General features: G+C 63.4%; 22 protein-coding genes. 16 read left to right on the plus strand and 6 right to left on the minus strand.

Annotated elements, in window-relative coordinates; genetic code table 11:
* Positions 1-1,572: type VI secretion system Vgr family protein (locus tag IGS61_RS11085; protein WP_230539648.1), on the minus strand; the 1,572-nt coding region annotated here is incomplete at its 3' end.
* A gap of 193 nt (positions 1,573-1,765) precedes the next feature.
* Here IGS61_RS11085 and tal point away from each other — a divergent pair.
* The 4 genes from tal (at position 1,766) to IGS61_RS11105 (ending at position 7,061) form a co-directional block, all read left to right on the plus strand.
* On the plus strand, positions 1,766-2,701 hold the full coding sequence (tal, locus tag IGS61_RS11090) for a transaldolase (protein WP_099666887.1): 936 nt from the start codon (positions 1,766-1,768) through the stop codon (positions 2,699-2,701).
* A 118-nt stretch (positions 2,702-2,819) separates the two neighbouring features.
* Positions 2,820-3,902, plus strand: coding sequence for a patatin-like phospholipase family protein (locus IGS61_RS11095; RefSeq protein ID WP_230539649.1), 1,083 nt, complete (start codon positions 2,820-2,822; stop codon positions 3,900-3,902).
* Between the two features lie 122 nt (positions 3,903-4,024).
* Positions 4,025-5,743 carry a methyl-accepting chemotaxis protein gene (locus tag IGS61_RS11100; protein ID WP_230539650.1) on the plus strand — a complete coding sequence of 573 codons (1,719 nt, stop codon included), beginning with the start codon at positions 4,025-4,027 and terminating at the stop codon, positions 5,741-5,743.
* Positions 5,744-5,873: 130 nt separating this feature from the next.
* Complete coding sequence (locus IGS61_RS11105) at positions 5,874-7,061, plus strand: tetratricopeptide repeat protein (protein ID WP_230539651.1); 1,188 nt, start codon at positions 5,874-5,876, stop codon at positions 7,059-7,061.
* A gap of 6 nt (positions 7,062-7,067) precedes the next feature.
* On the opposite strand, the gene hemW is transcribed toward IGS61_RS11105, so the two are convergent.
* The 3 genes from hemW to rph form a co-directional block, all read right to left on the minus strand.
* Positions 7,068-8,342 (minus strand): radical SAM family heme chaperone HemW, encoded by a 1,275-nt coding sequence (gene hemW / locus IGS61_RS11110; RefSeq protein ID WP_230539652.1) that lies wholly within the window; start codon positions 8,340-8,342, stop codon positions 7,068-7,070.
* Positions 8,339-8,923 (minus strand): RdgB/HAM1 family non-canonical purine NTP pyrophosphatase, encoded by a 585-nt coding sequence (gene rdgB / locus IGS61_RS11115; protein ID WP_230539653.1) that lies wholly within the window; start codon positions 8,921-8,923, stop codon positions 8,339-8,341. Before rdgB ends, hemW begins: the two co-directional genes overlap by 4 nt.
* 138 nt (positions 8,924-9,061) lie before the next feature.
* Positions 9,062-9,790, minus strand: coding sequence for a ribonuclease PH (rph, locus tag IGS61_RS11120; RefSeq protein WP_046685905.1), 729 nt, complete (start codon positions 9,788-9,790; stop codon positions 9,062-9,064).
* 302 nt (positions 9,791-10,092) lie between these two features.
* Here rph and IGS61_RS11125 point away from each other — a divergent pair, with 302 nt between their 5' ends.
* Entirely contained in the window at positions 10,093-10,983 is an 891-nt protein-coding gene (locus IGS61_RS11125) for a YicC/YloC family endoribonuclease (RefSeq protein WP_219114751.1), read from the plus strand.
* Positions 10,984-10,994: 11 nt separating this feature from the next.
* Here the strand turns inward: IGS61_RS11125 and IGS61_RS11130 are convergent, their stop codons facing one another.
* Complete coding sequence (locus tag IGS61_RS11130; RefSeq protein ID WP_230539654.1) at positions 10,995-11,405, minus strand: DoxX family protein; 411 nt, start codon at positions 11,403-11,405, stop codon at positions 10,995-10,997.
* A 211-nt stretch (positions 11,406-11,616) separates the two neighbouring features.
* Here IGS61_RS11130 and gmk point away from each other — a divergent pair, with 211 nt between their 5' ends.
* From gmk to IGS61_RS11145, 3 genes are all read left to right on the plus strand, one after another.
* On the plus strand, positions 11,617-12,255 hold the full coding sequence (gene gmk / locus IGS61_RS11135) for a guanylate kinase (protein ID WP_077407781.1): 639 nt from the start codon (positions 11,617-11,619) through the stop codon (positions 12,253-12,255).
* Positions 12,256-12,308: 53 nt separating this feature from the next.
* The gene (gene rpoZ, locus IGS61_RS11140) at positions 12,309-12,512 is read left to right on the plus strand and encodes a DNA-directed RNA polymerase subunit omega (RefSeq protein ID WP_010400723.1); all 204 of its coding nucleotides are present in this window, start codon (positions 12,309-12,311) and stop codon (positions 12,510-12,512) included.
* A gap of 82 nt (positions 12,513-12,594) precedes the next feature.
* Positions 12,595-14,868, plus strand: a complete 2,274-nt coding sequence (locus tag IGS61_RS11145) for a RelA/SpoT family protein (RefSeq protein ID WP_230539655.1) — start codon at positions 12,595-12,597, stop codon at positions 14,866-14,868.
* Between the two features lie 56 nt (positions 14,869-14,924).
* Here the strand turns inward: IGS61_RS11145 and greB are convergent, their stop codons facing one another.
* Positions 14,925-15,491, minus strand: coding sequence for a transcription elongation factor GreB (greB, locus tag IGS61_RS11150; RefSeq protein ID WP_230539656.1), 567 nt, complete (start codon positions 15,489-15,491; stop codon positions 14,925-14,927).
* A 95-nt stretch (positions 15,492-15,586) separates the two neighbouring features.
* Between greB and IGS61_RS11155 the strand changes: the two genes are divergently transcribed.
* From IGS61_RS11155 to fliS, 8 genes are all read left to right on the plus strand, one after another.
* Positions 15,587-16,174: a hypothetical protein gene (locus tag IGS61_RS11155; RefSeq protein ID WP_230539657.1), complete on the plus strand. Its 588-nt coding sequence runs from the start codon at positions 15,587-15,589 to the stop codon at positions 16,172-16,174.
* Positions 16,175-16,191: 17 nt separating this feature from the next.
* Positions 16,192-17,682, plus strand: coding sequence for a sensor histidine kinase (locus IGS61_RS11160; protein WP_230539658.1), 1,491 nt, complete (start codon positions 16,192-16,194; stop codon positions 17,680-17,682).
* Between the two features lie 51 nt (positions 17,683-17,733).
* Complete coding sequence (locus IGS61_RS11165) at positions 17,734-18,381, plus strand: response regulator (RefSeq protein WP_152284694.1); 648 nt, start codon at positions 17,734-17,736, stop codon at positions 18,379-18,381.
* A gap of 201 nt (positions 18,382-18,582) precedes the next feature.
* Positions 18,583-20,154 (plus strand): diguanylate cyclase, encoded by a 1,572-nt coding sequence (locus IGS61_RS11170; RefSeq protein WP_230539975.1) that lies wholly within the window; start codon positions 18,583-18,585, stop codon positions 20,152-20,154.
* Positions 20,155-20,494: 340 nt separating this feature from the next.
* Entirely contained in the window at positions 20,495-21,988 is a 1,494-nt protein-coding gene (locus IGS61_RS11175; protein WP_230539659.1) for a flagellin N-terminal helical domain-containing protein, read from the plus strand.
* An 84-nt stretch (positions 21,989-22,072) separates the two neighbouring features.
* The gene (locus IGS61_RS11180; protein ID WP_230539660.1) at positions 22,073-22,444 is read left to right on the plus strand and encodes a flagellar protein FlaG; all 372 of its coding nucleotides are present in this window, start codon (positions 22,073-22,075) and stop codon (positions 22,442-22,444) included.
* Positions 22,445-22,673: 229 nt separating this feature from the next.
* Positions 22,674-25,355, plus strand: a complete 2,682-nt coding sequence (gene fliD, locus IGS61_RS11185; protein ID WP_230539661.1) for a flagellar filament capping protein FliD — start codon at positions 22,674-22,676, stop codon at positions 25,353-25,355.
* Positions 25,356-25,376: 21 nt separating this feature from the next.
* The gene (fliS, locus tag IGS61_RS11190) at positions 25,377-25,823 is read left to right on the plus strand and encodes a flagellar export chaperone FliS (protein ID WP_230539662.1); all 447 of its coding nucleotides are present in this window, start codon (positions 25,377-25,379) and stop codon (positions 25,821-25,823) included.

Genomic DNA, 25,823 nt, shown 5'->3' on the forward strand with positions numbered 1-25,823 from the left:
CAGGGCGCCGACGATGACGGGCCGGTCGATATCGTTTTCCAGGAATTGCACCAGCACTTCCTGGCCGATGCGCGGCAAAAACTGGCTGCCCATGCCGCCGCCGGCCGCGCGCTGCGCCACCCGCACCCAGCAGGTTGCGCCAGTCTCTTGCTGCCAGTGAAAGCGGATGCGCACCCGGCCCAGCTTGTCGCAGTAAATCTCATCGGCGCCGCTGGCCACGTCATTGCCGTCGGCGCCGACGACGATGGCGCTCTGGCTGCCCAGGGCCGTCGGCGTGGCGTGCTGGCGCGCCTCGCCGTCATCGTGCGCCGGACGCCACGGAATCGCCGCACTGATCATGTCGATGCAGTTGGCGTAACCGCTGGCTTGCGCCTGGGCAATCGCGGCGGCGAAATCGGGAAACCCTGCACCCCACGCTGCCACGGTTTCCTCCAGCAATTCCGGTATCGGGCCGAACAGTTCCGCCAGTCCTTGCCAAGCCGGCAGCGGCAGGTTGTTGACGCCGATGCTGGCCACGCGCAGCACGACATACTCGGGCGCGGCGCCGTCGGCTGGCTGCAACGGGCCTTGCGTCAGGCTAAAGCGCGTGCCGGCGCGCAGGGTGCGCACGGTCGAACGGGCTTGCCACAGCTGGGCGCGCGCTTCGTGCGACTGCATCTGCAAGCGGGCGTAGCGCTGCGCCTGGGCGCCATTCGCATACCAGTACTGGCCCGGTGTGTCGTAGCTTTCCAGCACCGGCGCGTTCTTGCCGCCAAGAATCATATTCGTCGGTACGCTGGCGGCGACCGCCTTTTTCGCCTTGTAATCGTAGCTGAGCACGCTACTCAGCCCCACCTGCAGGCTGCGCTGCGCGCGCAAGGCTTGCACGCTGTCACCCGGCTCGCCCACGCGCGCGCCATGAAAGCGCAAGCCGCCGCCTTGCGCGCTGCTGGCGTCCTCGGGCGTGGCGCAAGCCTGGCTGCTATCGGCAAAAACGATCAGGGTCTGACCGTCAAACCGCCAGGCCAGCCCCTCTTCCGTCAGCAGGCGACGAATAAAATCGAAATCTGACTCACGGTACTGGCAACAATAGCTGCGTTCGCCCGCTTCCTGCATGAACGACACGACCTCGTCGCTCCAGCGCCACAGTGCATGCGGCGCATACGCCTGCAAGACTTCGTCGACGATGGCCGTCACGCTCCGATCTTGCCAGACGCGGCTGTTTCGCGCCTGCGTCAGCAGCCACAGCCACGGCGTGATGCGCAGCCGGTAGCGCGCCAGTCCGCCATTGCTGCCCAGCATGGCGGCGGCGCTGATGTAGCCGGAAAAGGACGTGCGCGTGCCGTCGGCCAGGCTGACATGCAGGCTGGCAGGCTGGCCCAGCAGGGACGCCAGCGCGACATGGGCGCTGGTGGACAGGGCGATGATGTCGCGCGCGCCGACTTCCTGCAGCCGATCATCGCTGGCAAAGGCCTCGACCAGCAGGCCGCTGTCCTGGTCATCCTTGCCGATGGACAATGCATACAGGCGTGTCGCGCCGTTGAAGGCGGCCAATGCGCTAACGATATCTTGTGTCAAAAGGATGCTCTTCATCTGAATGGTGGCATCGCATATTGCTTATAAAAACAATGTGCAAAATAAACAAGTTCAGGCAATTATGCGCGAGTTCTTAAAAAAGCAAGATTCAATTGAACAAGTAATGCACAGACAAGACAATAGTGGGTCCCACCTGCGATGGATTCGGTACAATACTTCGGCAAGCCCCTTCACTCTTTCCCGTGCAGCCATGAACCAACTCGAACAACTGAAGCAATTTACTACCGTGGTGGCCGACACCGGCGACTTCCAATCGATCCAGGCCTACACGCCGCGCGACGCGACGACCAATCCTTCGCTGATCCTGAAGGCCGTGCAGAAGGATGAATACAAGCCGCTGCTGGAAAAGGCCGTGCGCGACCATCCGAACGCCTCGACCGCCGAGATCATCGACCGCCTGCTGATCGCGTTTGGCGTGGAAATCCTGCAAACCATCCCCGGCCGCGTCTCCACCGAAGTCGATGCGCGCCTGTCGTTCGACACGGAAGGTACTGTCGCCAAGGGCCGCGACCTGATCGCCCTGTATTCGAACGCCGGCATTGCCCGCGAACGCGTGCTGATCAAGATCGCCTCCACCTGGGAAGGCATCCGCGCCGCCGCCATCCTGGAAAAGGAAGGCATCCGCTGCAACATGACCCTGCTGTTCTCGCTGGCCCAGGCCATCGCCTGCGCCGAAGCGGGCGCGCAGCTGATTTCGCCCTTCGTCGGCCGCATCTACGACTGGTACAAGAAATCGACGGGCATCGACTACGTGGGCGCGGAAGACCCGGGCGTGCAATCGGTTCGCCGCATCTACAATTACTACCGCAAGTTCGGCTACAAGACCGAGGTGATGGGCGCGAGCTTCCGCAATACCTCGCAAATCCTCGAACTGGCCGGCTGCGACCTGCTCACCATCAGCCCCGACCTGCTGCAAAAGCTGGCCGACAGCGATGCGCCGGTGGAGCGCAAGCTGAGCGCCGAAGCGGCGCCATCGACCAACATCGTGCAAATGTCGCTGAACGAGGAAGCCTTCCGCTTCATGATGAATGAAGACGCGATGGCGACGGAAAAACTGGCCGAAGGCATCCGCGCCTTCTGCGTCGATTCCGGCAAGCTGAAGCAGATGATCGCGGCGCTGCGTTAATCGCCGGCTCTCCCCGCAGAAAAGCGGCGTCCGTGCAGTGCACGGCGCCGCTTTTTGCATGGCAGCGCCCTCGGGCGCAATGGCGCTACAATAAACGACCGCCACCAGCCACCCACGCATGTTGCTTAATTCGTCCGCCATCACCATCCGCCTGGGCCGCCGCGCCCGCGCCCGCATTGCCGACAACGGCTTGCGCGCGCTCGACGTCGCCATCGTGCCAGCCGCCGCGGGCGGACCGAAAGGCTTGATCCTGCACCAGCTCGACTGCTGGCTGTTCGGCGATTTTCTGGCGCAGGCGCCGCGTCCGCGCCACTTCGTCGGCGCCTCGATCGGCGCCTGGCGCATGGCCGCCGCCGTGTTCCCCGACCCGGTCGCCGCGCAGCGCCGCCTGGTGCGCGCATACGTGGGCCAGCGCTATCCCGACAAGCCCGGGGCGGCGCACGTCAGCCGCACCTGCCGCGCCCTGCTCGACGCCGTGCTCGATGGTCAGGATGCGCAGCTGCTGCAGCATGCGCAGCACAGCCTGTCGGTACTGGCCGTGCGCGGCATCGGCGCGCTGGCGCAGCCGGGCAAGTGGCGCGACCGGCGCGGCTTCCTGCTGGCCGCCGCCGGCAATGCTGTGGCGCGCGCGCGTCTGGCCGCTTCGCTCGAACGCGCGGTATTCCATGCCGGGCCGGATGGCGCCAGCTGGCTGCGTTCGCGCTTCGACGCCTTTCATTCGCATTTCGTGCCGCTGGCGCAAGACAACCTGCGCGACGCCTTGCTGGCCTCCGGTTCCATCCCGCTGGTGCTCGATGCGGTGACGGACATCGCCGGCGCGCCACCCGGGCGCTACTGGGACGGCGGCCTGGTCGACTACCATCTGCACCTGCCCTACCAGCGCGAACCGGACCTGGTGCTGTACCCGCATTTTGCCGACCATATCGTGCCGGGCTGGCTGGACAAGGCCATGCCCTGGCGCCGCGCGCGCAGCGGCGATAGCGCATTCGACAACATGATCCTCGTCTCGCCCTCGCCCGCCTTCGTGGCCAGCCTGCCGAACGGCAAACTGCCGGACCGGCGCGACTTCCCCCATTACGGGCAAGACCACGCGGCGCGCATGCGCGACTGGCGCCGCGCCATCGCGGAAAGCGAGCGCATGGCGGCCGCCTTCGCCCGCTGGGCCGAGCAGCCGGACCTGCGCCAGGCGCTCGACCTGTAGCACGGGCGAGACTGCAACAGGCGCAAAAACAAGCGCGCTTTTCCCTCGCCTATTGGTCACTTATCAGTGCATACTATGTCGCACAGGCAACTTAAATCCCCTCTGCGACAGGAGTTACGACCATGCACGCCCTCTCCCACCTCCGTATCGGCACGCGCCTCGCTGCAGGCTTCGCGCTGGTGCTGCTGCTGTCCGTGATCTCTACCTCGTACGCGCTGTACAGCGCCAGCGTGAATGCCGAAGCGACGCGGCAAATGATGGAAAAGCCGCTGGCCAAGGAACGCCTCGTATCGGACTGGTACGTGTTGATTTACTCGGCCATCGCGCGCACTTCGATGATCGCCAGGAGCACGGATGAAACCCTGTCGAGCGTGTTTGCCGACACCATCGCCGACAGCACCAAGCAGGGCGGCGAACTGCTGAAGCAAATCGAAACCCTGCTCGTCAGCGACGAGGAAAAGGCCATCTTCAAGGCGTCCATTGCCGAGCGCGTCAAATATCAGGATGCCAAGACCCTGGTGATGAATGCGCGCAAGAGCGGCAACGCGGCGCAGGCGGAAAGCACTTACCGCGACAGCTTCGCGCCTGCCGCCACCAAGTACCAGAACAACGTCAAGGCCCTGCTGTCGCAGCAGCGCCAGGCCATCGACGCCACGGCGCATGCGATCGAGGCGGCCAATGGACGCAGCTTTACGCTGCTGCTGACCTTGTGCGCGCTGGTGGTGGCGCTGGGCAGCGTCTGCGCCTGGCTGATCACGCGTTCGATCACGCAGCCGTTGAAGGCCGCCGTGAAAGTGGCTGAAACAGTCGCCAACGGCGACTTGCGCACGCATTTCGGCACGCCTGCCAGCGATGAAATCGGCGACCTGATGCGCGCGCTGCACGGCATGAACGAGGCGCTGCGCAAGGTGGTGTCGGAAGTACAGACGGGCACCAATGCGATTGCCACGGCATCGGGCGAAATCGCCGCCGGCAACCAGGATCTGTCGGCGCGCACGGAACAGCAGGCCAGTTCGCTGGAAGAGACGGCATCTTCGATGGAAGAATTGACCAGCACCGTGAAGCAGAATGCGGACAATGCGCGCCAGGCCAACCAGATGGCGGTCGCCGCGTCCGGCGTGGCCGAACGGGGCGGCAGCATCGTCAGCCAGGTGGTCGACACCATGGGCGCCATCGATACGGCGTCGACGAAAATCGTCGACATCATCGGCGTCATCGACGGCATCGCCTTCCAGACGAATATCCTGGCCCTGAACGCGGCCGTCGAAGCGGCCAGGGCCGGCGAGCAGGGGCGCGGCTTTGCCGTCGTCGCCACGGAAGTGCGCAGCCTGGCGCAACGTTCTGCCGCCGCGGCGCGCGAAATCAAGACCCTGATCGGCGACTCGGTGGAGCAGGTCAACAACGGCACGCGGCTGGTGCAGCAGGCCGGCAGCACCATGGGCGAAGTGGTCGACAGCGTGCGCCGCGTCACCGACATCATGGCCGAGATCACGGCCGCCAGCGCCGAGCAAAGCATGGGCATCGACCAGGTCAACCAGGCCATCGCGCAGATGGACCAGGTGACGCAGCAAAATGCGGCCCTGGTGGAAGAAGCGGCGGCGGCGGCCGAAAGCATGCAGGACCAGGCGGCGCGCCTGGCGCAGGTGGCGGCGGGCTTCCAGCTCGAACACATGGTCGCCGCGCCACCGGTACGCGCCGCGCGGCCGGCGGCTGCCCAGTTGGCCAAGCCGGCAGCCAGGAGCGCCACCGCCCGGCAGCCAGGCATCGCTGCCCGGAGCGCGCCTCCTGCGCGCAAACCCCAGGCGCACGTGGCTGGCGAGCAGGATTGGGAAGAGTTCTAAGGCTGGCGGCGCCGTCGGCTGAAAGGGTTTGACAGCGCCATGGCGCGCGAGGATACTTGCTTCAGGTGGCATGGCGCTCCACCGGCAGCAATACGTGTTGCGCCTGATATCGTTCTGCGGGAGCACGAACATGAAATGTATCAGCGGCATCAGCCAACACCTGCGCCGGGGCTTCCTGCCCCCTTTGCTGCTGTGCGCAGCCCTTGCCGGCTGCGCCACGGCGCCCACCACTGCGCCGCCACCCGACCTTTTCAACGATGCCAGCTTTGCCGCGCCGACCGTACCGGTCGACCCGCGGCAGGCGTTTGCCATGAGCGAGGCCATGCGCCACTACGTGCGTGTCGATATCGCGCGCGAGGCGCGCAGCAAGAATCCCCGCCGCGCCCTCGCCGATGCCCTGCGCAACAGGGCCGGGTTGCAGCTGGAATATGATGCCGCCATGACGCGCACGGCGGCGCAGGCGTTCGACGCGCGCAGCGGCAATTGCCTGTCGCTGGTGCTGATGACGGCCGCTCTGGCCAAGGAAATGGGACTCGACGTCCACTACCAGGCGGTCCTGGGAGAAGAAAGCTGGAGCCGCAGCGGCGGCATGTATTTCGTTGCCGGCCACGTCAATCTCGCACTGGAACGCCGTGCTGCCAGCAATACGGTCGGCTATGACGCCGATGCCATCCTGCTCATCGACTTCCTGCCTGGCGAAGACCTCGCCGGCCAGCGCACGCTGCAAATCAGCGAGGCGACCATCCTCGCCATGTACCTCAACAATCGCGCCGCCGAAACCATGGCCAGCGGCGAGCTCGATCAAGCCTACTGGTATGCCCGCGCCGCCATCCGGCAAGACCCCACGTTTGCGGGCGCCTTCAATACCCTGGGCATCATCCAGCTGCGCCACGGCGACATTGAGCCGGCCCGGCGCACGCTCGCTTACGCACTGGAACGCTCGCCATCGAATACCGTGCTGCTGTCCAACCTGGCGCAGGCACTCGACGGCCTGGGACGCGCGGACGAAGCGCAGCTGCTGCGGCGCAAATTGCTGGCCCTGCAGCCAGAGCCCCCCTTCCACTTCTTCAACCTGGGCCAGCGCGCCATGGAAACCGCCGACTACCAGGAAGCGGCACGCCTGTTCAAGCGCGAAATCGCGCGCGACCCCTACTACCATGAATTCCATTTCTGGCTGGCGCAGGCGTATGCCCGCATGGGCCAGCTGGCGCAGGCGGGCAGGCAGCTGGAACTGGCGATGGACAACAGCACCACGCGCAGCGAACACGGGCTGTACGCGGCCAAGCTGCAACGGCTGCGCGGCGCCACCGCGCACTAGGCAGCGTCAGTCTTCCAGGAACATCTGCTGCAGGTCATTCAGGAAGCACAATCCCCGTTCCGTCGGGCGGATGACCTGATGGTCGCGGTACAGCAAGCCTTTCGCTTCGGCCGCATTCAGCGGCTGCTCGATGGCGTTGAGGGCCACGCCTGTGCGCTCGGCGAACAGGTTCGGCGAAAAGCCCTGCGTCAGACGCAAGGTATTGAGCATGAACTCGAAGCCCATTTCCTCGCGCGCCAGTTCGCGCTCTTCCTGCACCGGGTTACCGGCCAGTACCGCGTCCATGTAGGCGCGCGGCTGCTTGTAGCGGGCCTGGCGCAGCACGCGGTGCGGGAACGAAATCTTCGAATGGGCGCCCGCGCCGATACCGATATAGTCGCCAAATTCCCAGTAGTTGCGGTTGTGCCTGGCCTGGCGGCCCGGCTGCGCATACGCCGACACTTCGTAGCGGCCGTAGCCGGCCTGCGCGGCGCGCGCGGCGACCATGTCGGCGATGTCGGCGCTCTCGTCGTCGTCCGGCAGCACGGGCGGATACTTGGCGAACAGGGTGTTCGGTTCGAGCGTCAGGTGGTACAGCGACAGGTGCGGCGGCGCGAACGACAGCGCCGTGTCCAGGTCCTGCCGCGCCTCGTCCAGCGTCTGCGTGGGCAGCGCGTACATCAGGTCGAGATTGAAATTGTCGAAATTGGCGTGCGCAATCTCCACCGCGCGGCGCGCTTCATTATCGTCGTGGATGCGCCCCAGCGCCTGCAGGTGGCGGCCATTGAAGCTCTGGATGCCGATCGACAGGCGGTTGATGCCGCTGGCCCGGTAAGACTTGAATTTTTCCGCTTCAAAGGTACCCGGGTTGGCTTCCATGGTGATTTCGCAATCGGGCTCCAGCGGCAGCAGGGTGCGCACGTCCGACATCAGCCGGTCCAGGCCCGCCGCCGACATCAGGCTGGGCGTGCCGCCGCCGATGAAAATCGTGTGGATCTTGCGGCCCCAGATCAGCGGCAGCGCCATTTCCAGGTCCAGCCGCAGGGCCGCCAGGTATTCGGCTTCCGGCAAGTCGCCGCGCACCTCGTGCGAGTTGAAGTCGCAATACGGGCATTTTTTCACGCACCACGGAAAATGGATGTACAGCGACAGCGGCGGCAGAGCCGTCAGGTTCAGCGCGCCGGGCTGCAGGTACTTCAGCGCTGCCCCGGCCGCGCCGGAAATGCCTTCCTGCGGCGCGGGCTTGGCTGCCCCCTTGGCGGCAGATTTGGCAACGGCGCCCACCAGTTTGATCGGGATCATCGCAGCTTTTCCACCAGCGCGCGCAGGGCCTGGCCACGGTGCGACAGCGCGTTCTTTTCATCGGAAGTCAGTTCGGCCGCGCACTTGCCCAGCGCGGGAATGAAGAAATGCGGGTCGTAGCCGAAGCCGCCGTTGCCGCGCGGCAAGGCGATCATCTCGCCGTTCCAGCGGCCGTCGGCGATCACGGGCTGCGGGTCGTCCGCATTGCGCACGTACACCAGCACGCAGTAATAGTACGCGGACTTGTCGGCATGCGCCTCCAGGTCGGCGATCAGTTTGGCGCTGTTGGCCGCGTCCGATTTCGGCTCGCCCGCATAGCGGGCCGAATACACGCCCGGCGCGCCGCCGAGCGCATTGACGCACACACCGGAATCGTCGGCCAGCGCCGGCAGCCCCGTCAGGCGCGACGCGTGGCGCGCCTTTTGCAGGGCGTTTTCAACGAAGGTGTGGAATGGTTCGTCGCATTCCGGCACATCGTATTCGCCCTGGGCGTGGACGGAAAAACCGATGGTCGAGAGCAGCTCGTTGAATTCCTTGAGCTTGCCGGCGTTGTTGGAGGCGAGGATGAGGCGTTGGGTCATGTCAGTAGTCCGGTTGAAGTGCCGACATTGTAAACCTTTTGCGCCCCCCTCACCTCGCCCCGCCGCTGCCGCGGAAAGCGGCAAATGTGGGTTTTTTGCCCGGCACGGCGGGCAATCACATGTAAATCTGTGTAAAGATTACATGCCGAGCGCTTGCTTTTGCAGGGCGATCAGGTCGGCGATGCCGCCCTGCGCCAGATCCAGCAGGCGGTTCATGCCGGCGCGGTCGAAGGCGGCGCCTTCGGCCGTGCCCTGCACTTCGATGAAGTGACCCGCCTCAGTCATCACCACGTTCATGTCCGTGTCGCAGCCGGAGTCTTCCACGTAGTCGAGGTCCAGCACCGGCATGCCCTGGTAGACGCCCACCGAGATGGCGGCGACGAAGCTTTTCACGGGAATGGCGGCAATCGCGCCGCGCGCCTGCAGCTGGGAAAACGCGTCATACGCGGCCACCATGGCGCCCGTGATCGAGGCCGTGCGCGTGCCGCCGTCGGCCTGGATCACGTCGCAATCGAGGTGCAAGGTGCGTTCGCCGAACGCCTGCAAATCGAAGGCGGCGCGCAGCGAGCGGCCGATCAGGCGCTGGATTTCCTGCGTGCGGCCCGACTGCTTGCCGCGCGCCGCCTCGCGGTCCATGCGCGTGTGCGTCGAGCGGGGCAGCATGCCGTACTCTGCCGTCAACCAGCCCTGGCCCTTGCCTTTCAGGAAACCCGGCACCTTGTCTTCGATGCTGGCGGTGCAGATGACCTTGGTGTCGCCGCACTCGATCAGCACCGAGCCTTCGGCATGCTTGGTGTACTGGCGGGTGATGCGGATGGCGCGCAGCGCGTCGACGGCGCGGCCGCTCGGGCGGGATTCGAATGTCATGGGGATGTCCTGTGTGATTGGGGTTGCGGCAGCGATTTTACCACCGCGCGCCCGTCCATTTGCAGTCATGCAACAGCGCAGGGCGCAATGGCGGGCGGTGCACACATGATCCCTACAATCCTGCCCCGCCAAACACAATTTTCTTTACAATGCCGTAAAACGCACACTATTCAGCAATTTTCAGGCCATCGGGCACTTCGGTCCTGTTTTGCGGCGCGGGCGGTATTGCCTGTGCTGGCTGATTAAGTGTATAAGTGACTGTATACAAGACCAAATCGGGGAATCCTTTGAGCATTTCAAGCATGACAGGCTACGCGGTTGCCACCAGCGAAGGTGCTGCAGGCACACTGACAATTGAAATCAAGAGCGTCAACTCGCGCTTTCTCGACCTGCAATTCCGGATCAACGACGATCTGCGGGCGCTGGAGCCCGACTTGCGCGCCGCCGTCATGTCCGCCATCACGCGCGGAAAAGTCGAGGTACGCCTGAGCTTTGGCCGCAAGGCCGCCACCGCCGGCACGCAGGCGCTGAACGTGCCCCTGCTGGCCGAACTGGCGCGCCTGCAAAACGAAGTGGGCCAGCATTTCGTCTCCGCCCCCGTCATGACGGTGGCCGAACTGCTGCGCTGGCCTGGCGTCATCGAAGAAGCGCAAGTAGGACAGGAGTCCCTGCAGGCCGACGTGGGCGCACTGACCAAGCGCACCGTGGCCGCCTTCGTCGACAGCCGCAAGCGCGAAGGCGCGGCGCTCGAAGCGGTGCTGGTGTCGCGCATCGAAGCGATGGAAGCCATCGTCAAGCGCATCACCCCCCTGATTCCGCAAGTGGTGGCGGCCTTCCAGCAAAAAGCCATCGAGCGCATGCAGGATGCGCTGGGCCTGGCCAGCCAGGGCTCGAATTCGGCCCTGTCGCGCCAGGACGCCATGGAACGCATCCGCCAGGAAGTGATCCTGTACGGCATCCGCATCGACGTGTCCGAAGAACTGGCGCGCCTGTCGGCCCATCTGGGCGAAACGCGCCACATCCTCACCAAGGGCGGCCAAGTGGGCAAGCGCCTCGACTTCATGATGCAGGAACTCAATCGCGAAGCCAACACGCTGGGCGCCAAGGCGTCCGTCAAGGAACTGGCCGACGCCTCGATGGACCTGAAGCTGCTGATCGAGCAGATGCGCGAACAGGTGCAGAACCTGGAATAAGCGCTCCCGCCTCAGACCAGGCGCGCTCCGGCGCGCCCCTTGTCGCTGGCGGCGATGACGACGCAGGCGACAAACAGGACGATGCTGTATTCCACGCCGCCTGCGCCATGCTCGCCCACGAACCACCCCTTGGCCGCATGCACGATGGCGATGCCGCCGACGCAGATCACCATCAGCCCGGCCGCCGCCCAGCGCGTGTAGATGCCGATGATGAGCAAACTGCCGCATACGATCTCGACGACGGTAATCGCCCACACCACGGCCAGGCCGTAGATGAATCCCTTGTCTTCCAGGAAACCGGCAAAACGCGGAATGGTGCCATTGGCGATGCGCGTGATGGCGTGCGCCATGAACATCACGGCGATGGCCACCCGCAGCAGCAGCATGGCCTGGGAAGAACTGAGGAACGGGAAATTTTTCATGCGCACATCCTGTCGCTTAAATAGTTATTAAGAAAAAACCATTCCAAATTAAATAACTATTTCCTCAAGATAACAAGCAAAATATGCGCAAGCCTGGCAGCCTCGCGCATCGCGGGGCTGGCTCGCCGCCTTGCCTCTTGGTAAAATACCGAATTGGGCGGCGCCCATGCAAGCGCAAACGCCGCCATCACACGCATATGGAAAGATCCGCATGAGCCACCCTACCGCCTTCTCCGGCAGCCTGTTCGTGGTCGCCGCGCCATCGGGCGCCGGCAAATCGACACTGGTCAATGCATTGCTGGCGCAAGAGCCCGGCATCAAGCTATCGATCTCGACCACCACCCGCGCACCCCGTCCGGGCGAGCAGCATGGCCGCGAGTATTACTTCACGACCGCGGAAGACTTTGTCGCGCGCGCCGACCAGGGCGAATTCCTGGAATGGGCGGAAGTGCATGGCAATTACTACGGCACCTCGCGCATCATGGTGGAACAGCAAATGCTGGCCGGCACCGATATCCTGCTGGAAATCGACTGGCAGGGCGCGCGCCAGGTGCGCAAGCAATTCCCCCGCGCAGCCGGCATTTTCATCCTGCCGCCATCGATCGATGCGCTGGAAGAACGCTTGAACAAGCGCGGCCAGGACGAGCCGCACGTGATCACGCGCCGCCTGCTGGCGGCCGGCGGCGAAATCGCACACGCTCCCGAGTTCGAGTATGTTATTATCAATGAAGAGTTTACGGTCGCTTTGTCCGAACTGAGCGCGATCGTGAGAGCGGCCCGTTGCCGGTTTGCGCAACAAGCGGCCCGCAACGCATCGCTATTCGCCCAGCTGGGCCTGCACGCAGAATAATCGTTTCTGCACGCCAGTTCACACAGCACCACGCACACAATTTAGGAGTTACTATGGCCCGTATCACAATCGAAGATTGCCTGAAGCAGATCCCTAACCGTTTCCAGCTGACCCTGGCTGCAACCTACCGCGCACGTCAGTTGCTGCAAGGCCACACCCCCAAGGTCGAAGCCAAGGACAAGCCTACCGTCGTCGCACTGCGTGAAATTGCTGCCGGTAAAGTCGGCATCGAAATGCTGAAAAAGGTCCCGATGTAATTGGGAACCCGCGTGCCGGAACAGTGCTGACCCCTGGTTCTACCGTATCCTTTATTCACACTGTGAAGTAACGCGACGTTTTATGAGTCTGACCCCAGCCGACACGACTTCCGCAGCACTGCCGCCCCTGGCCCCGCGCCAGGCGGCAAAATCGCAGGGCGCTTCCGCGCCCGGTGCCGGCACGTCCGCAGGCGGCGCCCCCGCAGCGCCCGCCCTGGGCGTGGCCTCCGTCAGCCACCTGGCCGACAAGCTGGCCGAATACCTGTCCCCCGCCGACCTGAAAAAAGTCAAGGAAGCCTACCGCTTCTCCGACGAAATGCACCTGGGCCAGATGCGCCGCTCGGGCGAGCCGTATATCTCGCATCCGATCGCCGTCGCCGAAATCTGTGCCGACTGGAAACTCGACGCGCAAGCCATCATGGCCGCCCTGCTGCACGACGTCATGGAAGACCAGGACGTCAAGAAGGAAGAATTGATCGAGCGCTTCGGCGCACCGGTGGCGCACCTGGTCGACGGCCTGTCGAAGCTGGAAAAGATCGAATTCCAGAGCCAGATCGAAGCGCAGGCGGAAAATTTCCGCAAGATGCTGCTGGCCATGGCGTCCGACGTGCGCGTGATCCTGATCAAACTGGCCGACCGCCTGCACAATATGCGCACGCTGGATTTCATGACGGCGGCAAAAAAGCGCCGCATCGCCAGCGAGACCATGGAAGTGTACGTGCCGATCGCGCACCGCCTCGGCCTGAACAATATCTACCACGAGCTGCAAGACCTGTCGTTCTCGCACCTGTACCCGATGCGCTACCGCACCCTGGCGAAAGCCGTCAAGGCGGCGCGCGGCAACCGGCGCGAAGTGGTCAACAAGATCATGGAAGCGGTGAAAAGCACCTTGTCCATGGCAGAGCTCGAAGCCGAAGTCACGGGCCGCGAAAAGACCCTGTACGACATCTATAAAAAAATGCGCAGCAAGCACTTGTCGTTCTCGCAAGTTCTGGACGTGTACGGCTTCCGCGTGGTGGTGGGCAGCTTTGCCGACTGTTACGTAACCCTGGGCACCCTGCACAGCCTGTACAAGCCCATGCCGGGCAAGTTCAAGGATTACATTGCGATCCGCAAGCTGAACGGCTATCAGTCGCTGCACACGACCGTCATCGGCCCGTACGGCACGCCCGTGGAATTCCAGATCCGCACGCAGGACATGCACCGCACGGCCGAATCGGGCGTGGCGGCGCACTGGCTGTACAAGAGCGGCGAATCGAATCCGTCCGACCTGCAGCAGCGCACGCATGCCTGGCTGCAATCCCTGCTCGACATCCAGCAGCAGACGGGCGACTCGGCCGAATTCCTCGAACACGTCAAGGTCGACCTGTTCCCCGATTCCGTCTACGTGTTTACGCCGAAATCGAAGATCATCGCCCTGCCGCGCGGCGCCACGGCCATCGACTTCGCCTATTCGATCCACACGGGCATCGGCGATCAGACCGTGGCCGTGAAAATCAACAACGAAACCTCGCCGCTGCGCACCGAGCTGCACAATGGCGACATCGTGGAAATCATCACCGATTCCTCGTCGCGCCCCAGCCCGACGTGGCTGTCGTTCGTGCGCACCGGCAAGGCCCGCTCGGCCATCCGCCACCATTTGCGCACGATCAACCTGCCTGAATCGATCGCCCTGGGCCAGCAACTGCTGTCGCAGGCGCTGCAAACGCTGAACATCGACGCCGAACTGCCGGCGCCGCTGGTGGAACGCCTGCTCAACGAATCGAGCGCCAATTCCATGGACGAACTGTACGCGGACATCGGCATCGGCAAGCGCATGGCCACCCTGGTGGCGCGCCACATCTTCGGCCTGATCGGCGGCGAAGCGGCCAGCATGCCCGTGGAACACAATAGCGGCAGCGAACTCGATCCCGTCACCATCTGCGGCAGCGAAGGCGTCTCCGTGCAACTGGCGCCATGCTGTTTGCCGATTCCCGGCGACCAGATCATCGGCCAGCTACGCCGCGACCAGGGCTTGCTGGTGCACACCAGCGACTGCTCGCAAGCCAAGCGCCAGCGCGCCAAGGAACCGGACCGCTGGATCGCCGTGCGCTGGGGCACGGAACTGAACCGCCGCTTCGATTGCCGCATCAAGGTCTTGATCAACAGCGAACGGGGCATCCTGGCCCGCGTCGCCGCCGAAATCGGCGAATCCGACGCCAACATCATCTATGTAGGCATGGACGAAGACAAGGACAACGTCCTCGACCAGTTGTGCTTCACCGTGCAAGTGAAAGACCGCGTCCACCTGGCCGCCCTGCTGCGCAATGTGCGCCGGGTCGCCGGGGTCAACCGAATACTCCGGGAGCGCAATTAAAAAAACGGCTGGCCAGATTCTCTGCCCAGCCGTTTTTTCATGCCGCGAGCATCAGCTCAAGTTTCCCCCGGCGCCGGATACGTCACTTCCAGCAATTCCAGCTCCTGCTCGCCCTGCGGCGTGTTGAGGGTGATCAAATCGCCTTCGCGCGCCTTGGTGATGGTGCGGGCCATGGGCGAGATCCAGCTGATCTTGCCGTTCAGGGGGTCGAATTCATCGATGCCGACGATGGTGATGGTGTGCGTTTCGCCGTCGCTGGTGCGGTAAGTTACCGTGGCGCCGAAGAATACCTGGTCGTTGCCGTAGTGCACGCTAGGGTCGACGATGGCGGCCAGGTCCATGCGTTTCGTCAGAAAACGAATGCGGCGGTCGATTTCGCGCAGCCGGCGCTTGCCGTAGATATAGTCGCCATTTTCCGAGCGGTCGCCATTCGACGCCGCCCAATGGACGATGCGCACCACTTCCGGACGGTCGACGTCGATCAGCTGCAGCAACTCTTCCTTGATGCGCTGGTAGCCGGCCGGCGTGATGTAGTTCTTGGCGCCGGCGGGAATGGCCAGCGCCAGCGCGGCCGCTTCTTCATCGTCGTCGTTGTCGGATTCTTTTACAAAGGCTTTATTCATCTGTCTATTGTAGCCCCGTCAAGGACTGCCGGGCACACCGATTTATCGTATCATCGAGGCCATGGCAGCCATACCGGGGCGCCACACGGAGACGGATGAAAAAATTCTACAGAGTCAGGCGCTGGCTGTTCGCGCCGCTGGTCTACCTGGCCGCCATCTGCCTGCTGATCGAGGAATGGCTGTGGGCGACGGGTGCGCGCATCATGCAGGTCATCGCGCAATTTCCACCCCTGCATGCACTCGAAGCGTGGATCAAGCGCCTGCCGCCGTACTGGGCGCTGGCCATCTTCGTGCTGCCGGCCGTGCTGCTGTTCCCCGTCAAGCTGCTGGCCCTGCTGGCGATCGCGCGCGGCCATGCGTTTTCCGGCATCGGCGTGATCGTCATCGCCAAGCTGGGCGGCGCGGCCGCCGTCGCGCGCCTGTATTCGCTGACGCGCCCTACCCTGCTCAGCTTGCCGTGGTTCGCCCGCTGGCACGGTTTATTTATGGAAACCAAGGACCGCTGGATCGCCCGCCTGCGCGCCACGCGCCCATGGCGCCGCGTCAGCCGCCTGTCGGCCGCGCTGGGCCGCGCCCGCCGCGCCTGGTGGCAACGCTTGCGCAAGGGCACGCCCGGACGCCATAATTCCCGCCCAGCAAGAGTGCTGCGCCGCTTCGCCGCCTTCTGGCGCGCCCGCCGCTGATGAAGAAAGGCAACTCCATGCACGACACGCCCCGGCTGGCCCCCGCCCTGCGCGCGGCGGCGCCGGAAATCTACCTGTACGACGCGGCCAGCTTGCAATTGCTGGACGCCAACGATGCCGCCTGCGACAACCTGCAATATGCTCGCAAGCAATTGCTAGCGATGACGCCGTTCGCGCTGGCGCCACAGCTCGAGGCGCAGCAGCTGGCCACCGTGCTGGCCGCCCTGGACGACAGCATCGGCGCGCAAGCCCGGCTGCACGTGCAGCAACGGCGCCGCGATGGCAGCCTGTATTCGCTCAGCCTGCACCTGTCGCGCGCCCAGCGCCAGGGGCGCGCCCTGCTGCTGGCCGAGGGCGAAGACTTGCGCACGCCGCAGGCGACGGCCGCCGCGCTGGCGCAGGTGCAGTCGCGCTTCAACGCCATCGTCTCGAATACGCCGGGCCTCGTGTACCAATTCTGCCTGCATGCGGATGGGCGCGCCGCCTTCCCTTACCTGAGCGATGGTTGCCAGGCCCTGCTGGGGCTGGGGCCGGCACAGCTGCACGCGCGCCCGGAACTGTTCTACCAGTTGATCCTGGCCGACGACCGCGCCTCGTATCTCGAGTCGATGCAAGCCTCAAAAAACGCCTTGTGGAGCTGGAACTGGGAAGGCCGCATCTGGATCGATGCCTGGAAGGACGTCAAATGGATCAACCTGCGCTCCACGCCGCGCGCGCTGGCCGACGGCACGGTGCAGTGGGAAGGCATCATGACGAATATCACGGAAAGCCGGCTGGAACAGATCGAAGTGCGCCAGTCGCGCGCCCGCCTGGCCGAGCTGACGGCGCATATCGACAAGGTCAAGGAACACGAACGCACGCGCCTGGCGCGCGAATTGCACGATGACCTGGGCGGCAATTTGACGGCGATCAAGATGGCGCTGGCCATGCTGGCGCGCCGCCTGCCGCCGGACGACGCGTTGCTGCAGGAAAAGGCCGACTATGTCGATGCCCTGGTCGACCGCAGCATCGACGCCGTGCACCGCATTTCGCTGGACTTGCGCCCCTCCATGCTGGATCTGGGCCTGGTCGCCGCGCTGGACTGGCAAGTCAAGGAATTCGCGCGCCAGGCCGGCATCGAGTGCCAGTTCATTTCCAACCGCCAGCACATCGAACTGGAGCTGGACCAGGCAACCAGCCTGTTCCGTATCGCCCAGGAGGCGCTGACGAATATCGCCAAGCATGCGCAGGCGAGCAAGGTCAGCGTGCGCCTGGCCCGGCAGCGCCAGCATATCAGCCTGACCATCGCCGACAATGGCGTCGGCATGCGCCTGTCCGACCGCGCCAAGCCGCAGTCGTTCGGCATCCGCGGCATGGCCGAACGGGCCAGCGCGCTGGGCGGCACCCTGAGCCTGATGGACGGGCCGGGCGGCGGCACCATCCTGAGCATAAAAATCCGGCTGACCACGCCGCGAGAGGCGATAATAGCGGCTGCAGCCAGCGCACCAGCGCAAAGCGGCATGCCCTAAGTCCACAGGGAAGCCGCCGGTGCAGGGATTCAGATAGGAAACAACGCAGTCATGAAAGAAAAAGCCACCATCCGGGTATTCATCGCCGACGATCACGCGATCGTGCGCGAGGGCTTGAAGCAAATCCTCGCCGATACGCGCGACATCATCGTCGCCGGCGAAGCCGAAAATGGCCACGACGCCATCAAACTGTTCCGCGGCTCGAAATGCCAGGTGTTGCTGCTCGACATCTCCCTGCCCGACCGCAGCGGCATCGAAGTGCTCAAGCAGATCAAGAAAGAAAAGCCGGAACTGGCCGTGCTGATGCTCTCCATGCACCGCGAGGACCAGTACGCCATCCGTTCGCTCAAGGCGGGCGCGGCCGGCTATCTGACGAAACAGAGCGCGCCGCGCGAGCTGGTCACGGCCATCCGCCAGGTGGCGCAAGGCTTGAAATACATCAGCGCCTCGCTGGCGCAGGAACTGGCCAACACGGTGGGCGAAGACCACGAAACGGCCTTGCACGACACCCTGTCGGACCGCGAATACCAGACGCTGGTCATGATTGCTTCGGGCAAGGCGGTGGGCGCCATCGCCGAAGAGCTCAAATTGTCCGTGAAAACCGTCAGCGAGTACCGCGCCCGCCTGCTGGTCAAGATGAAACTCAAGAACAGCGCCGAACTGACGCATTACGCCATCCGCAACCAGCTCGTGGATTGACGGCAAAGCGGCATGCACGCTGGCATCGGGCGAATTGACAGGACTTCTCCTTGCTTCTCGCACAATAAGTTCTTTGCCAACTCGCATATCATGAGGATAATGAGAAATATCTGAAAAGGCTGTGCCTACATGTCCAGTAAATTGCCATCTTCACCAGCAGGTGCTCCCGCTGGCACCACGAATACCGCCGCCGCTGCGGCGATGAACCCGGCCGATATCGCCCGCGAAGCGTTTCGCCGCCTGGCCACGCGCCGCATCGCCCCCACGCCGAGCGCCTACCGCGACATCTACAATGAAATCGCCGGCATCAGCGAACCGGCCGATACGCCTGCCGCCCCGGGCGTCGTGCTGGCCGCCAGCGCACCCACGGAGAGCGGCGCGGAAAACGTCCTGACGCAATTCGCCGCCAAGATGAGCGAATCGGCGGGCGAACTGGGTGACTTTGGCAAGCGTTTCCAGCGGGCACTGAAAGCGCGCGACTGGGACAGCTATGCGCGCACCCTGGCGCAGCTGGCCGAGAAACAGGTCAAGAAAGGCGGCGGCATCGAATTGCCGCCCCTGCCGGACGGCGAACAGACGCGCACCCTGCGCGAATTGCTCAGCCGCACCCTCGGTTTTGCCGTCGCCACCTTGCTGACGGGCACGCCCGCACTGGTGGAAGAGGCGGAGTCCTTGGGCGCGGCCATCAAGCAGGCGCACACGGAAGAGGCGCTGAACGAAGCGGCCCTGCGCCTGAAGCAGCTGTGCTACCAGATCGAACTGAAAAGCGGCGACACGGCCGAGCAGCAGGAATTGCTGTTGCGCCTGTTCAAGTTACTACTCGACAACGTCAGCCAGTTGCTCGACGACGACAGCTGGCTGCGCGGCCAGGTCGATGCCGTGCAAAACCTGATCGCCGGTCCGCTCGACCAGCGCGCACTGGAAGACGCCACGCGCAGCCTGAAGGAAGTCATCTACAAACAAAGCCAGCTCAAACATAGTTTGTCCGACGTCAAGCTGACGGTCAAAAACATGATGATGACCTTCATCGACCGCCTGGGGCAAGTGGCGGCCAGCACGGGCGACTTCCATGAAAAGATCGGCGGCTATTCGGAAAAGATCAGCCAGGCGGAAAATATCAGCGAATTGAACAGCGTTCTCGACGAAGTCTTGCGCGAAACGCGCATGGTGCAGAACGAGGCCTTGCGCGCACGCGACAAGATGGTGCTGGCGCGCCAGGAAGTGCAGGACGCGGAACAGCGCATCCATACGCTGGAGGCCAAGCTGCAGCATATGAGCGAACTGGTGCGGGAAGACCAGCTGACGGGCAGCCTGAACCGCCGTGGCCTGGACGACGTGTTCGAGCGCGAGACGGCCCGCTCCGACCGGCGCGGCACGCCGCTGTGCATCGCCATGCTGGACCTGGACGACTTCAAGCGCCTGAACGACACCTATGGCCACCTGGCCGGCGATGCCGCCTTGAAACACCTGGTCAAGATCGTTAAGGAAACCCTGCGCTCGATGGACGTCATCGCCCGCTTCGGCGGCGAGGAATTCCTCATCCTGCTGCCGGAAACGACGGTCGAGGCGGCTTCGTCGACGATGACGCGGTTGCAGCGCGAGCTGACCCGGCATTTCTTCCTGCACGACAACGAAAAAGTCTTGATCACCTTTTCCGCCGGCGTGGCCCTGCGCCTGCCCAACGAAGACCAGGCCGAACTCGTCAAGCGCGCCGACCGCGCCATGTACCAGGCCAAGCAGACGGGCAAGAATCGCGTGGTGGTGGCCGACTGAGTCCGGCCCGCTGCATGCCATGCCGTCCCGCCGCCCGGCCGGACGGCATTTTTCATTTCAAAACAACAACATTTTCTCCTGTTCCCGCGCTTCGCCAGTATCCCTGCGATATAAAAATAAAACTATTTTTACCCTCAAGTTTCTTTAAAACCTGTCGTCTAGCGCGCGGCTGGCGGCAAACTGAAGGGCTAAAAATTAAAATTTAAAGCACTTTTCGCCATAAATTTTCCCGCAGAGCAACCGTTACCCTAAACAACAGCGGCTTGATTGTCCCGGAACAGCGGGGCAGGCCAAAGTGACTAGCACATAGCGCAATGTAGTACCTGTTTGGAGAATTATCATGGCTGCAGTAATTAATACCAACATCTCGTCCCTGAATTCGCAACGCAACCTGTCGACCTCGCAGTCGGCCCTGAGCACCTCGCTGCAACGCCTGTCCTCCGGCTTCCGCATCAACAGCGCCAAAGATGATGCTGCTGGTCTGGCGATTTCCGACCGCATGACGTCGCAAATCCGCGGCATGACCCAAGCCACCCGCAATGCCAACGACGGCGTCTCGCTGGCTCAGACGGCTGAAGGCGCGTTGGCAAGCTCGGGCGACATCCTGCAACGTATCCGCGAACTGGCCGTACAATCGTCGAACTCGACCAACTCGTCGAGCGACCGCCAGGCGCTGCAAACCGAGGTAGGCCAGCTGGGTTCGGAATTGAACCGTATCGCCCAAACCACCTCGTTCAACGGCCAGGCATTGCTGGACGGCACCATGGGTACGGCCAACTTCCAGGTCGGCGCCGATGCCAATCAGCTGATTTCCGCCAGCGGCGCGAACTTCCTGACCAATACCTACGGCAACAACCGTATCGCCAACGATGCATCGGCTGTCAAAAAAGATGCACTGGGTAATGCAGCCGCCGGCAAGCTGACGATTGCCGGCTCCATCGGCACCGCCACCGTCGACACGACGGCGGCAGCAGCCGGCGTCAAAGGCAGCACGGCCAAGTCCGTCGCCGCCGACATCAACAGCCAAACGGCGAAAACCGGCGTGACCGCCTCGGCACAAACGGACGTGAACCTGAACCTGGGCGCCGAATCGTATTCGTTTGCCATCACGTCGGACAACCCAAGCACGGCGCCTGTCACCGTGTCGTTCGCCGTCAGCGGCACGGCTTCGACCGCAGCCGACTATGCGGCAGGCATCAACGCCATCAATGCCCAAACGGCCAAGACCGGCGTGACCGCCCAGTACGACAGCGTCAACAAGGGCATGAAGCTGACCAATGCATCGGGCGAGAATATCGGCCTGACGCAAGGCACGACGGCCAACGTCAAGTTCGATGTCGATGGCTACAAGGCTGACGGCAAAGTACAAGCAGCGGTGCAGTCGATCATCACCGCAGCCGACGCCGCCACGGTCAACGGCCGCGTGACCTTCGACTCGCAAAACAGCTTCTCCGTGACGGAAACGACCACCACCGGTCTGGCGATCGGCCAGGCAACGGCGCAAGGTTCGACCCTGAACTCCGTGTCGACCCTGGACGTGACGAACTTTGACAATGCGCAGCTGGCAATTAAAATTGCCGACGCAGCACTGGCAACGGTCAACAGCCAACGCGCCCAGTACGGCGCTTTGCAGTCGCGCTTCTCGTCGGCAATTTCCAACCTGCAATCGACCACGGAAAACCTGTCCGCATCGCGCAGCCGCATCGTCGATACCGACTTTGCATCGGAAACGGCCAACATGACCCGCGGCCAGATCCTGCAACAAGCTGGTACGGCCATGCTGGCGCAAGCGAACTCGCTGCCGAACGGCGTCCTGAGCCTGCTGCGCGGCTAATCTCCGATTAGTCAGGCAACAGCGTAGGACTCTGATTCCCCTGCCGGATTTTTTCGGCAGGGGAATTTTCACTAGGAGAGCACCATGACTATCGACACGATAGCGGCCGCCTCCGCGGCCAGGATAGACAAGAGTTACGTCGCGACGGACACGCCGGCGGCGCGCCCGGCAGCGCCACGCACGGCTACGGAAAACGACACGGTTGCACCACAGCAAGCCAGCAAGGAACCCAGCCGCGAGCAGTTGAACAAGGCGGTATCGGAGCTGAACCAGTCGTCGCAGATAAAAACGCAAGGCATTGAATTTTCCATCGACGAAGACAGCCAGCGTACGGTCGTCAAGGTCATCGACCAGGAAACCAAGGAAGTGCTGCGCCAGATTCCCACCCGGGAAGCGCTGGAATTGGCCAAGACCTTTGACTCGGCCAAAGGTTCACTGATCAGTCAAAGCGCATAAGATGACCTCGCCCACGGACATGCAGCAGCGTGGCAGTATGCATCGGCATGACCACGGGGCCCGATAGCCTGGCTATCCGGCCCCGTTTTTTATTGCGGCAAAAGCAACATTCTCCGGTCTCTTCCCCGATTTTTTCCGCCCGCTGAAAACAGCGCGGTAAATCCCCCTCTCAAGTCCTGATTGATTCTGCCGATAACAGCTTATATTAGCGTTTTCCTAGGAGTATTCAGTGGCCATCTCACCTACACTTTCATCCATAGGCATCGGCGCCGGCGCCAGCGGCCTGGATGTGAATGCCCTCATCGACAAGCTGATGACGGCCGAAGCGGCACCGCTGGGTACTTTTGACAAGAAAACGGCTTCCTACCAGGCCAAGCTGAGCGCCATGGGCACCTTGAGCGGCGCCGTCAGCACCTTCCAGAGTTCGCTGTCGGCGCTCTCGAACACCAACAACTTCCGCGCCGTCAGCGCCACGCCCGCCGATCCCCTCGTACTGACGGCCAGCGCCGGCGCCAAGGCCGTGGCCGGCAACTACAACATCAATGTCACGCAACTGGCTCAGTCGCAGACCCTGATGTCGGGCGGCATGGCCAACAAGCTGTCGACCATCGGCCTGGGCAGCAAGACGACAATTTCCTTCCAGCTCGGTTCGGTCGCCGGCGGCACCTTCGGCTTGAAGGGCGCCGCCCTTGGCGCCACCACGGCGCAGAGCGGCATCAGCAACGGCTCCCTGATCCTCAATGGCACCGCCATCCCCACCGACGCCAGCACCAAGAGCGCGCGCGCCCTGGCCGACGCCATCAACGCCAAGAGCAGCACCACGGGCGTGACCGCCACGGCCCAGCCGACTGAAAGCAGCGCGACCATGTTCAGCGGCTTCGGCAATATCGAAACGGGCGCGGACGGCACGTATTCGCTGTCGGTGGGCGGCATCGAGATCGTCACCCAGGGGAACGGCGTCGCCGCGGGCGCCGGCATCACGGGGGCCTCGCTCGACACGACGCTCGAAGGCCCGAATGCCGTCTCGAACGCGCTGGCCGCGGCCAACATCACCGTCACCGGCAAGGCCGCCGACGGCACGCTGAAATTTACGCGCGCCGACGGTTCCAACCTGAATATCGAGGAAGTGGTGACGGGCTCGGTCAAGGGCGGCATCGGCCATGCCTCGAACTCGGTCAATGACGGCTCGAACGTGACGCTGACCAGCACCATCAACCTGGCCTCGGGCAATGCCAGCCCCATCACCATCGCCGGCAGCAATCCGGCCGCGGCCGGACTGACGGCAGGCTCCGGTGGCGCCTACATGAACACCAACTTTACCCAGGATGGCACGCAGGCGACGGGCACGGTGGTAATCGACGCCACCAACAACACCCTGCAAGGCATCCGCGACGCCATCAACAACGCGGGCCTGGGCGTCACCGCCAGCATCGTTTCGGACGGCACGGACAAGCCCTACCACCTGGTCTTGAGCTCCTCGAAAACGGGTGCCAATTCGGCCATGAAAATCTCGCTGAGCGGCAGCGACGGCCTGCCGCCGGACAGCGCCCTGAACGACTTGCTGTCGTACGATGCGGGCGGCACGCAGAACCTGAAACAGAACAGCGCCGCGCAAAACACGAACTTCAGCGTCAACGGCATCGCCATCACCAGCGCGTCGAACAGCGTCGATACGGCCATCGAAGGCGTGACCCTGGGCATAGCCAAGGTGGGCAGCACCAGCTTGTCGGTGCAAAAAGACACCTCCACCGTCAAGACCAGCATCAATGCCTTCGTCAAGGCGTATAACGACCTGAATACGGCGATGGCCAAGATGACGGCCTATGATCCGGAAACCAAGAAGGGCGGCGTGCTGCTGGGCGACTCGACCGCGCAATCGATCCAGAGCCAGCTGCGCAGGCAGCTCGGTGCGCCCATTACCGGCTTGAACAGCAACCTGAGCACCTTGAGCCAGGTTGGCATTTCCTTCCAGAAAGATGGCAGCCTGACACTGGACTCAAGCAAGCTCGACAAGGCTATCAGCGCGAACTTCACCGACATCGCCGGCCTGTTCTCGGCACTCGGCAAGGCCAGCGACAGCAACGTGGCCTTTACCAGCTCGACCGCCGCAACCAAACCCGGCAGCTATGAATTGACGATCACCACGATGGCCAGCCAGGGTGCGCTCACCTCGGCCGCCGTATTGCCGGCCAGCACGACAATTGCCAGCGATACCACCTGGAGCATCACGCTCAACGATACCGAGCCCAGCGCTGCCAAGAACACGGCCCAGGTCGTCATTCCTGCCGGCACCTACACCCCTGCGCAGATGGCCTCGATGATCCAGTCCTCGATCAACGGCGTGAAGTCCTTTGCCGACAACGGCGCCACCGTGTCGGCCTCCATCGATGGAGCGGGCAAACTGGTGCTGGCATCGGCCCGCTATGGCTCCGTCTCGAATATCGCCGTCAGCACCGGCACGGGCACGGCGCCGACCGCCCTGTTCGGCGCCGCCACGCCCGTCAAGGGCACGGACGTGGCCGGCACCCTGGGCGGACAACCGGTGATCGGCTCGGGCCAGACCCTGACGGGCGCCGCCGGTTCGCCGGCCGAGGGCCTGAAGATTGAAGTCACGGGCGGCACCACCGGTGCGCGCGGCACCGTCAGCTTTTCGCAAGGCTATGCGTATCAGCTCAACAACCTGGCCACCTCCTTCCTCGGCACGGACGGCATGATCACCAACCGTTCCAAGGGTCTCAACGAAACGATCAAGAACATCGCGACGCAGCGCGACAAGTTCAGTGACAAACTGAACGACATCGAAGCGCGCTACCGCGCCCAGTATTCGCGCCTGGATGTATCCCTGAATAAATTGCAAGGCATGCAATCCTATTTGACCCAGCAGCTGGCCGCCATCGCCGCCAACCGTTAAGCGCTATCATCAGGAGAATATATGTTTGGAACCCAACAACGCGGCGTCAACGCCTATGCCAAGGTCGGCCTGGAAACGGGCATAGGCTCGGCCTCGCCGCACAAGCTGATCGTGATGCTGTACGACGGCGCCCTGGTGGCCGTGCTCAGCGCGCAGATGCACATGAAATCGGGCAATATTCCAGAAAAAGGCAAGTCCATCTCGAAAGCCATCCAGATCATCGACAATGGCTTGCGCGCCAGCCTGAACAAGGAAGCGGGCGGCCAGATCGCCGAAGGCCTCGACGCCCTGTATGAATACATGAGCGCGCGCCTGCTGACGGCCAACCTGAACAACGACGTCACCCTGCTGGAAGAAGTACAGCGCCTGCTCACCGACCTGCGCGAAACCTGGAACGCCATTGGTTCCACGCCCGCCGCCATCCCCGGCGCCGATCTGAAACGTATGCCCAGCCTTGCGAGCGCCTGA

Origin of the sequence: Janthinobacterium sp. FW305-129 (genome assembly GCF_020858115.1) — a bacterium.
Classification (GTDB): Bacteria; Pseudomonadota; Gammaproteobacteria; order Burkholderiales; family Burkholderiaceae_D; genus Janthinobacterium.